Source organism: Aeromicrobium sp. (genome assembly GCF_036676885.1).
Classification (GTDB): domain Bacteria; phylum Actinomycetota; class Actinomycetes; order Propionibacteriales; family Nocardioidaceae; genus Aeromicrobium.
This window is the reverse complement of the sequence record NZ_JAKFCB010000260.1, coordinates 1-9,145: the sequence shown is the minus strand read 5'-3', so window position 1 is coordinate 9,145 and position 9,145 is coordinate 1. Positions and strand designations below refer to the sequence as shown.

The following is a 9,145-nucleotide window of genomic DNA, read 5'->3' as shown; positions in this document are numbered from 1 at the left end:
GTGACGCTCGTCGACACGATGGACGGTGCGGCTGACCGCGCTGCCGAGCTCGCGAACGAAGGAGTCTGACATGTCGATCTTCCTCAACAAGGACTCCAAGGTCATCGTCCAGGGCATCACCGGCGGTGAGGGCACCAAGCACACCGCCCTGATGCTCAAGGCCGGCACGAATGTCGTCGGCGGCGTCAACGCCCGCAAGGCCGGCACCACCGTCGAGCACTCCGACGCCGAGGGCAACGCCGTCGAGCTGCCGGTGTTCGGCACGGTCGCCGAGGCCATCGAGAAGACCGGCGCCGACGTGTCGGTCGTCTTCGTCCCGCCGGCGTTCACCAAGGACGCCGTCATCGAGGCGATCGACGCCGAGATCGGCCTCCTGGTCATCATCACCGAGGGCGTTCCGGTGCAGGACAGCGCCGAGTTCTGGGCGTACGCCCAGGGCAAGAAGACGCGCATCATCGGCCCCAACTGCCCCGGCATCATCACGCCGGGCGAGGCTCTCGCGGGCATCACGCCGGCGACGATCTCGGGCTCGGGTCCGATCGGACTCGTGTCGAAGTCGGGCACGCTGACCTACCAGATGATGTTCGAGCTGCGTGACTACGGCTTCACGACGGCGATCGGCATCGGCGGCGACCCGATCATCGGGACGACGCACATCGACGCCCTCGAGGCGTTCGAGGCCGACCCCGACACCAAGGCGATCGTCATGATCGGCGAGATCGGCGGCGACGCGGAGGAGAAGGCTGCGGCCTACATCCAGGCGCACGTCACCAAGCCCGTCGTGGGCTACGTCGCCGGGTTCACCGCGCCTGAGGGCAAGACGATGGGCCACGCCGGCGCCATCGTCGCCGACGGAGCGGGCACGGCGCAGGGCAAGAAGGAAGCCCTCGAGGCTGCCGGCGTCAAGGTCGGCAAGACGCCGTCCGAGACCGCCGAGCTCATGCGGGAGATCCTCAAGGGTCTCTGAGCCACGTACGAAGCCCCCTTCCGCCTCAGGCGGAAGGGGGCTTCGTCGTTCACGGGATGATGTTGCGCCGACGCAGGTCGGTGAAGATGTCCAGGAACATCTGCCGGGTGTCGACGTGGCGGTGGAACCCCAGTCGTCGCGCTTTCGAGCCGTCCGCGATGACGTCGTAGTCCCACGCGAACACGAAGTCCCCGAACGCCCACGACGACACGTCGGAGTACGGGGTGGGCTCGAGCGCGTGCTTCGCGACGATGGCGTCCCACACCGCCGACTTGTCGGACATGACGTCGTCCATCGACATCGGCAGCGGGGGAGCCGTCCGAAGCTGGAAGAACTCCGCGATCGACGGCCACATGTCCTCCCAGCGGAACAGGTCGCCGTTGTTGATGTTGAACGCCTGGTTGGCGCACGCCGGGTCGGTCGCGGCCCACACCGTGGCCTGGGCCAGGAGCCCTGCGTCGGTCATCTCGATCAGGCTGGTCCAGGCGCCGGGCTTGCCCGGGAACCGCAGGGGGACGTCGAGCTCCTTCGCGATCGTCGCGTAGGTCGCGATCACCAGAGCGAGATTCATAGGATTGCCGAGCGCGAACCCGCAGACGACAGAGGGACGGATGGCCGACCAGCTCCAGGCTTTCCCGCGTTGCCGGTCCTCCAGGAACTGCTGCTGATCGACGTTGAACTCCGGCGGCATGTGCGGAGGATCGTCCTCGCGTGCTGGGGTCTTGAATGGCCCGAGATGCGCTCCGTAGACCTTGTAGCCCTGCATGAGGCTCACATGCTGCAGGTCCGTGGCCGCCGGCTCGACGGCCTTGACGGTGTTGACCAGCATCGCGAGGTTGGGCGGGACGAGCTCCGCCCACGTGGGCCGGTCCTGGTACGCCGCGTAGAAGACATGGGTGACCTCCGTCAGACCTCCGAGCTTCGCCGCGGTGGCGGCCTCGTCGAGCAGGTCGACCGCGATGTGCCGGACCCGGTCGGTGTCGGTCCCGCCGCGGCGAGACAGCCCGATGACGTCCCAACCGCCGATCGTGCTCAGATGGTCGACCAGGTTGCCGCCGATCACCCCGCGTGCTCCGACGACGAGTGCGACCTTGTTCGAGCCAGTCATGCGTGTCCTATCGTTATATCGGGAATTACCGATTTAAGTAGAACATACACATCGGGATTTCGCGATGTGTGAGATAGGCTCGACCCATGCCCGACACGCTGGACGACAAGGAGCTCGCGGCAGCCCTCAAGGCCCTCGCCAATCCCGCTCGCGTGCGCATCCTGGGCTGGTTGAAGGAACCCGAGACGTTCCCACCGCAGCTGGAACCGGCGACCGAGGTGGGGGTGTGCCTCAAGCACATCCAGGCCCGGGCCGGGGTCTCCCAGTCGACGGCGTCCCAGTACATGGCCGACCTCCATGCGGCCGGGTTGGTCACCAGCACCCGCATCGGCCAGTGGACGCACTACAGACGCGACGAGGCGCAGATCAGGCGCCTGGCCGAGCACATCAGGCTCGCGCTCTGATCGTCCGACGCGAGGAGTCGGCTACTGCGCGTACTTCAGGCGGGTCGCGGCGCGTACGGCCATGGCCTCGAAGGTCTTCTGCGAGATGTCGTACTTGCCGGCCGGGGTGAACGTCACCTGCGCGACGTACGCGCCGCGGCGGATGAGGGACGTGCGGTAGTACGCGCGACGGCCCTTGGTGACCTCGAGCCCGACCCGCCACACGTCGCCGGTGTAGCGCGAGGTCCTGAACGACTCGTGCTGGTCGATCTTCGCCGAGAGGTTCTTGTCGGAGCAGGCCTTGATCCGTGCGTTGACCTTCTTGACGAACGCCTTCGCCGCGGCTGGCGAGGAGAACTGGCCGACGGTCTCGGCGACGCCGAACTGCTTGGGCAGGGTCGCGGCCTGGTAGAGCACGTAGATGCGGGCGCCGGCCCTTCTCACGTCCTTGCCCGTGAAGGTCGCGTTGTCGCACTGGGTGGCGGCGGGGTTGGTCTTGGCCGGTACTGCCGCGCCGGCCCACACCTTGTCGATGTTGCGGATCGGTGGCAGGTCGACGATGCCGAGGTATGACGGCGCGTCCGACGTGGGTGGTGGATCGGTGCGCTGCACCTGGATGCGTTCGGTGCACTTACCGCCGCTGTCCTTGCAGACCTTGGTGACGGAGTCGTTGAGGGTGCGCGCGAACACGTTGATGGGAGGGCCGCTGGGGCCATCGGCCTCGTGCACCAGGGTGCTGGTGACCGTGCCGGAGTGGCTGAAGCCGACCGTGAACGTACGCTCGGGGGAACGGTGCGAGCGCAGTCGCAGGATCTGGAAGTCACCGAACGGCCGCTTCACGGTGTAGGCCGCGACGAGCTGGACGCGGGGGTGCTCGCAGTCGGAGTACCACTGGACCAGGCGGGCGTACGTGCTGGTCGCGATGCTCTCGCTGCGCGAGACCTCGATCGCCTGGGCGACGCGCTCCTCCTTGACGCCCGTGCCTGCGAACGTGCGGACGAAGACCTTGAGCGGGTTCGTGTCGGCGTAACGCTTGGTGGGGCAGGTGGCGTAGGGCGTGGTGTTCTTGACGTTCTCGTCGGTGCCGTCGATCTTCCACGTGCTCTCGGGGTCGAGCGTGCTGACCTGCGCCGTCGAGAGCAGGTTGCCCTTGTCGATCTTCTCGGAGTCGAGCAGGACGTCTGGCCGCTCGGCCCCGATCTTCTGGCGCTGCGGAAGCGCACTGCCACTGGCCAGCGCGTCGCCGTCGGTCGCGACGAGCCCACCGCCGAGGATCACGAACACCGCAGCGGCGACGAGCAGGACGGTGTTGCGCTGCCGCCCACGCTTGGCCGCGGTGCGGACCACCGCGGCGGGCGGGACCTCGAGCGAGTCGGTCGCCGCCGCCAACCCGTGCATACGTCGTTCGATCGTGTCGATGCCCTGACGCAGGGATGCCTCCAGGCTCGCCAGCGCGGTCGTGACGCTCTCGATGCCGTCCTCGGCGGGGACGCCGACCTCGCGGGAGGCTTCCTCGAGATCGGTGTTGCCCAACGTCATCAGGACGATCAGGCGACGATCGTCGACGCTCAGCTGGGCGAGGGCCTCGAGCAGCTGGGTGTCGCTGTCCTCTTCGTGCTTGCGCCGCAGCGGGTGGGTGCCGCGGCTGAGCGCGGTGAGCTTCCAGGCTTCGTTGCGAACCCAGCCGAGCGGGTGATGGTCGCGGATCTTGGTCCAGTCGCGCCATGCCCGGCGATATGCGTCGACGGTCGCCTCGAACGCGACCTGCCGGTCGCCGCAGACGGCGTACGTGACCTGCACGGCGTCCGCGAAGGTCGAGGAGTAGAAGCTGTTGAACTCGTCGACGCGAGTCATCCTCAGCCTCCTCCTGACGTCCGGCGTGCCTGTGTGCAACGACGCAACTTTACAGGGAGGATGAACTGGTGCCTGCGCCCGTCGAGACCCCCTACCTCCGGCCGGCCTTCCTCACCGCCCTCCTGGGCGCGATTCTCCCCCTCGCGGTGTCTGCGGCGTTCGTCCTCGTGGCGCAGGGCTCGGCCGATCCGCCGGTCGCCTCGTTCGTACGCTCGACGGTCCGTACCTGGCTGGTGTCCCTCGGGTCCGGCATCGACGCGGGACCCGTGACGTTCGGGCTGATCCCCGTCGGCGCCACGTTCGTCTGCGTCGCCCTCGTGGCGGCCACGGCCTCCTGGGTCGTGTCCGAACCCGTCGAGGAGCTGGCCGCATATGTCGCGACCACCGCGGGTGCGTACGGCGTCATCGGCGGCATCGCGTCGGCGGCGTCGGCGTCGGGCGACGTGCACATCTCCGTCGTCCGCGCCGCATTCGGCGCCTTCATCGTCGGCGGCCTCGGCGCGGCCTGGGGCGCCGTACGCCGGCACGGCCAGGCCGAGCGCCTCTGGTTCACGGCGTCTGACGACATCCGCCACGCGACCCGCGCCGCGATCCCCGGAATGCTGATGGTGCTGGCCGCTGCGGGCGTGGTCGTGATCGTGCAGCTCGTGCGCAACCTGGAGCGGGCCGGCGACATCTGGGCGCAGCTCGATCCGGGCACGGGCGGCGGCATCGCGCTCGCGGTCGCGTGCGTGCTGGCGACGCCGACTCTCGTCCTGTGGACCGCCTCGGCGCTGATCGGGCCGGGCTTCATGCTCGGCACCGACACGTCGGTCGACCTCACGGGCTCACAGCTCGGCAACGTCCCGGGCTTCCCCCTGTTGGCCGCCCTGCCGCCGCCGGGGCAGTTCCCGGGCTGGGTGTTCGTGCTGTGGCTCGCACCCCTGCTGGCCGGCATGGTCTCGGGCTGGCGGGTCGAGCTCGGCGCGCGCGAGGGCCTGCTGTCCCGGGTTGCGCTGGGAGCCGCCTCGGGTGGGGTGGCCGGATTCCTGCTCGGCATCCTCGTCGGGCTCTCCGGCGGGGCGATCGGCCCCGGGCGGATGGCCGACGCCGGGCCACCGGCGTTCACGCCGCTGCTGCTCGCGGTGCCCGCCATGGCGGTGGGCGGCGCGCTCGGCGCAGTGCTCAAGCACTATCGTGGAGGCCGTGCCCCGCAGCCCCCGGACGCCAGCTCGCCTGGTCGTCCTCGTCTCTGGAAGCGGCACCAATCTCCAAGCACTGATCGACGCCTCGGCGAGTCCTGACTACGGTGCCGAGATCCTCGCGGTCGGCGCCGATCGCGACGGCATCGAGGGGTTGGCGCGGGCGGAGCGGCACGGCATACCCACGTTCGTGCTCAAGACCTCGGCCTTCGCCGACCGGGCCGCATGGGACGAGGCGCTGGCCGAGACCGTCGCGGCGTACGAGCCCGACCTCGTCGTGCTGGCCGGGTTCATGAAGCTCACCGGCCCGGCGTTCCTCGCCCGGTTCGGCGGGCGCACCCTCAACACCCACCCCGCGCTGTCGCCGGCTTTCCCGGGCATGCACGGTCCTCGCGACGCGCTGGCGTACGGCGTCAAGGTCACCGGAGCGACGCTGTTCGTCGTCGACGAAGGCGTCGACACCGGGCCGATCGTCGCCCAGGTCGCCGTGCCGGTCCTCGACGGCGACGACGAGACGACGCTGCACGAACGGATCAAGACCAGCGAACGCGCGATGCTGGTCGAATGGGTCGGCAAGCTCGCGCGCCACGACTTCCACCTCGATGACCGGGCCGTCGTGCTCGGAGGAGAACAGACATGACTGACGTACGTCCCCTCAAGCGCGCCCTCGTCTCGGTCTACGACAAGACCGGCCTCGAAGAGCTCGCCCGCGACCTGCACGCCGCCGGCATCTCGATCGTGTCGACCGGCTCGACCGCCAGGACGATCGAGGCGGCCGGTGTGCCGGTGACGCCGGTCGAGGCGCTCACGGGCTTCCCCGAGTGCCTCGACGGCCGGGTCAAGACGCTGCACCCTCGCGTGCACGCCGGCATCCTCGCCGACCTGCGCCTGGACGACCACGTGCAGCAGCTCGCCGAGCTGGAGATCGAGCCGTTCGACCTGGTGATCGTCAACCTCTACCCGTTCAGCGAGACCGTCGCCTCAGGTGCGACGCCCGACGAGTGCGTCGAGCAGATCGACATCGGCGGCCCGTCGATGGTCCGCGCCGCCGCCAAGAACCACCCGAGCGTCGCGGTCGTCGTCAGCCCCTCGGCGTACGACGGCGTCCGCGCGGCGATCGCCGCCGGCGGGTTCACGTTCGACCAGCGCAAGCAGCTCGCCGCGCAGGCATTCGCGCACACGGCGGCATACGACGTCGCAGTCGCGTCGTGGTTCGCCTCGACGTACGTCGGCGCCGAGGACGGCTGGCCCGACTTCGCGGGTGAGGCATGGGACAAGTCCGCGGTGCTGCGCTACGGCGAGAACCCACACCAGCAGGCCGCGCTCTACACCGACGGCACGGGTGGCCTGGCCGCCGCCGAGCAGCTGCACGGCAAGGAGATGTCCTACAACAACTACGTCGACACCGATGCGGCCCGCCGTGCGGCGTACGACTTCGACCTGCCGGCGGTCGCGATCATCAAGCACGCCAACCCGTGCGGCATCGCGGTCGGCGCGGACGTCGCCGAGGCCCACGCGCGAGCCCATGCGTGTGATCCCGTCTCGGCGTTCGGCGGTGTGATCGCCACCAACCGGCCGGTCAGCGTGGCCATGGCCGAGCAGGTCGCCGAGGTGTTCACCGAGGTCATCGTCGCTCCGGCCTACGAACCGGGTGCGGTCGAGGTGCTGCAGGGCAAGAAGAACATCCGCATCCTCGCGTGCCCCGAGGGTGCGGACGCGCCTGCGGAGTTCCGCCAGATCAGCGGCGGCGTCCTGGTCCAGATGCGCGACCACGTCGATGCTGATGGTGACGACCCGTCGACGTGGACGCTCGTCGCAGGGGAGCCGGCCGATGAGCGTACGTTCGCCGACCTGGCCTTCGCGTGGACCGCCGTCCGCGCGGTGAAGTCCAACGCGATCCTGCTGGCCAAGGACGGAGCCTCGGTCGGCGTCGGCATGGGTCAGGTCAACCGGGTCGACTCGTGCAAGCTCGCCGTCGAGCGGGCCGGAGCCGAGCGTGCCACCGGCTCGGTCGCCGCATCCGATGCGTTCTTCCCGTTCCCTGACGGCCCGGAGATCCTGATCGCCGCCGGCGTACGCGCGATCGTGCAGCCCGGCGGATCGATCCGCGACGACGCCGTCATCGAAGCCGCCCAGGCCGCGGGCGTCACGATGTACGTCACCGGCACGAGGCACTTCTTCCACTGAGGGCGAGGCCTGGTGCGCCAGCACCGTCCGTGGGCGTGACGATCTGCAGGCGACACGCCCGAACGAGCCTGCAGATCGTCACTCCCAGCGGGGGTCAGCGCAGGCCGAGGCCGTCAAGCACCTGTGCGCCCGGCAGCTCCGCCAGGGACGCGCCGGGCAGGGCGAGCTTGGAGCGCCGCAGACCGCTGCCGAGGAGGACCCACGGCTGCTCGGTGACGGCTCGGTCGACGAGGACGGGCCAGCCCTCGGGCACGCCGACCGGGGTGATGCCGCCGTACTCCATGCCGGTCGCGGTGACCGCCCAGTCCTGCGGCGCGAACGAGCACTTGCGGGTGTCGATCGTGCGGCGTACGAGGCCGTTGACGTCGGCGCGGGTGCTGGACAGGATCACGCAGGCCGCGGGCCGCAGCTCACCACCCCGTTTGCCGAGCACGATGACGCAGTTGGCCGACATGTCGGCAGCCAGGCCGAACCGCTCGGTCAGGGCCGCTGTCTCGGCGAGATCGGGATCGATCGCCACGGTGTACGCGTGCGCGGCGACTGCGGGCAAGGCGGTGAGCGCGGCGGCGACCGGCGCGGCCAGCAGGCCGTCCTGAGCCGGCTCCAGCTCGAGCGAGCCGAGGCGCACTGTCACTGCTGGGCCTCACGGAGCTCGGCGAGCGTACGGTCGACGCCCTCCGGGCCGATCGCGTGCGCCGCGACGAGGGCGCGGATCGCTGACACGAGCAGGCGGGCCTCGACGTCCTCGGCGTAGAGGCCGGACTGGCGACGCAGCGCCGTGCCGATGATGAGCGTCACGATCGACGCCGCGAGCGCACCTGGCTCGTGGACGCCGACCCGTGCGAGGACATGCGTCGCCAGGTCCTCGAGGGCCTGCATCGAGCGGGCCGCGTTGTCGCGCAGCTCGGGAACCCGGGCGGCGGCAAGGAAGATCGCGAGCTCGAGGGCGGCGACCTCCGGGCCGCGGACCGCGAAGATGCGGGAGATGAACCCGGAGGCGTCGTCGAGGCTCGCGTCGACCTCGATGTCGACCGCGGTCAGCGCCTCGAGGTCACGCGACCACTGGTCGATGTGCGCGCCGAGCGCCTCGCGGATGAGGTCGTCGATCGACTCGAAGTAGTAGGTCGTGGTCGCCGAGGGGAGACCCGCGCGCGCGGCTACCGCGCGGTGCGTGATGGCCCGCGAGCCGCCTTCGGCGAACAGCTCGATCGCGGCGGCCAGCAGCTCGTCGCGACGGAGACGACTGCGTTGCTGCGACAGCTGTGCGCGGCTGGCCATGCAGGGAGTCTAGGGGGATCCGCCCACTCGGCTCCGGATCCGCACGAGCGTGAAAGACTCGTGCCGTGACTGCGCAGATTCTCGATGGCAAGGCGGTTGCGGCCGCGATCAAGGGTGAGCTTCGTGGGCGTGTGGATGCGTTGCGTGAGCGGGGTGTGTCTGCGGGGTTGGGCACGATTCTGGTGGG

General features: G+C 69.8%; 9 protein-coding genes and 1 pseudogene. 6 read left to right on the top strand and 4 right to left on the bottom strand.

The annotated features are described in order from the left end of the window. The first annotated feature begins 70 nt into the window (after window positions 1-70). Entirely contained in the window at window positions 71-967 is an 897-nt protein-coding gene (sucD, locus tag V6M46_RS11675) for a succinate--CoA ligase subunit alpha (protein ID WP_332665151.1), read from the top strand. Window positions 968-1,016: 49 nt separating this feature from the next. Here the strand turns inward: sucD and V6M46_RS11670 are convergent, their stop codons facing one another. Next, window positions 1,017-2,075: an SDR family oxidoreductase gene (locus tag V6M46_RS11670; RefSeq protein ID WP_332665149.1), complete on the bottom strand. Its 1,059-nt coding sequence runs from the start codon at window positions 2,073-2,075 to the stop codon at window positions 1,017-1,019. Window positions 2,076-2,161: 86 nt separating this feature from the next. Here V6M46_RS11670 and V6M46_RS11665 point away from each other — a divergent pair, with 86 nt between their 5' ends. Further along, the gene (locus tag V6M46_RS11665) at window positions 2,162-2,479 is read left to right on the top strand and encodes an ArsR/SmtB family transcription factor (protein WP_332665146.1); all 318 of its coding nucleotides are present in this window, start codon (window positions 2,162-2,164) and stop codon (window positions 2,477-2,479) included. A 21-nt stretch (window positions 2,480-2,500) separates the two neighbouring features. On the opposite strand, the gene V6M46_RS11660 is transcribed toward V6M46_RS11665, so the two are convergent. Continuing rightward, complete coding sequence (locus V6M46_RS11660) at window positions 2,501-4,312, bottom strand: RNA polymerase sigma factor (protein ID WP_332665143.1); 1,812 nt, start codon at window positions 4,310-4,312, stop codon at window positions 2,501-2,503. Between the two features lie 68 nt (window positions 4,313-4,380). Between V6M46_RS11660 and V6M46_RS11655 the strand changes: the two genes are divergently transcribed. Genes V6M46_RS11655 through purH form a run of 3 tightly spaced genes read left to right on the top strand, consistent with a single transcriptional unit; the run spans window position 4,381 to window position 7,680 of the window. Further along, the gene (locus V6M46_RS11655; protein WP_332665140.1) at window positions 4,381-5,595 is read left to right on the top strand and encodes a cell division protein PerM; all 1,215 of its coding nucleotides are present in this window, start codon (window positions 4,381-4,383) and stop codon (window positions 5,593-5,595) included. Next, window positions 5,489-6,133: a phosphoribosylglycinamide formyltransferase gene (purN, locus tag V6M46_RS11650; protein WP_332665138.1), complete on the top strand. Its 645-nt coding sequence runs from the start codon at window positions 5,489-5,491 to the stop codon at window positions 6,131-6,133. Before V6M46_RS11655 ends, purN begins: the two co-directional genes overlap by 107 nt. Next, on the top strand, window positions 6,130-7,680 hold the full coding sequence (gene purH / locus V6M46_RS11645; RefSeq protein ID WP_332665136.1) for a bifunctional phosphoribosylaminoimidazolecarboxamide formyltransferase/IMP cyclohydrolase: 1,551 nt from the start codon (window positions 6,130-6,132) through the stop codon (window positions 7,678-7,680). Before purN ends, purH begins: the two co-directional genes overlap by 4 nt. Window positions 7,681-7,774: 94 nt before the next feature. Here purH and V6M46_RS11640 read toward each other — a convergent pair whose 3' ends face one another. Both V6M46_RS11640 and V6M46_RS11635 read right to left on the bottom strand, forming a co-directional pair. After that, on the bottom strand, window positions 7,775-8,314 hold the full coding sequence (locus tag V6M46_RS11640; protein ID WP_332665133.1) for a YbaK/EbsC family protein: 540 nt from the start codon (window positions 8,312-8,314) through the stop codon (window positions 7,775-7,777). Beyond that, entirely contained in the window at window positions 8,311-8,958 is a 648-nt protein-coding gene (locus V6M46_RS11635) for a TetR/AcrR family transcriptional regulator (RefSeq protein ID WP_332665130.1), read from the bottom strand. Before V6M46_RS11635 ends, V6M46_RS11640 begins: the two co-directional genes overlap by 4 nt. A 65-nt stretch (window positions 8,959-9,023) precedes the next feature. On the opposite strand from V6M46_RS11635, the pseudogene V6M46_RS11630 reads away from it, so the two are divergent. Further along, window positions 9,024-9,145 (top strand): annotated as a pseudogene (locus V6M46_RS11630) (bifunctional methylenetetrahydrofolate dehydrogenase/methenyltetrahydrofolate cyclohydrolase); the annotation flags it as partial.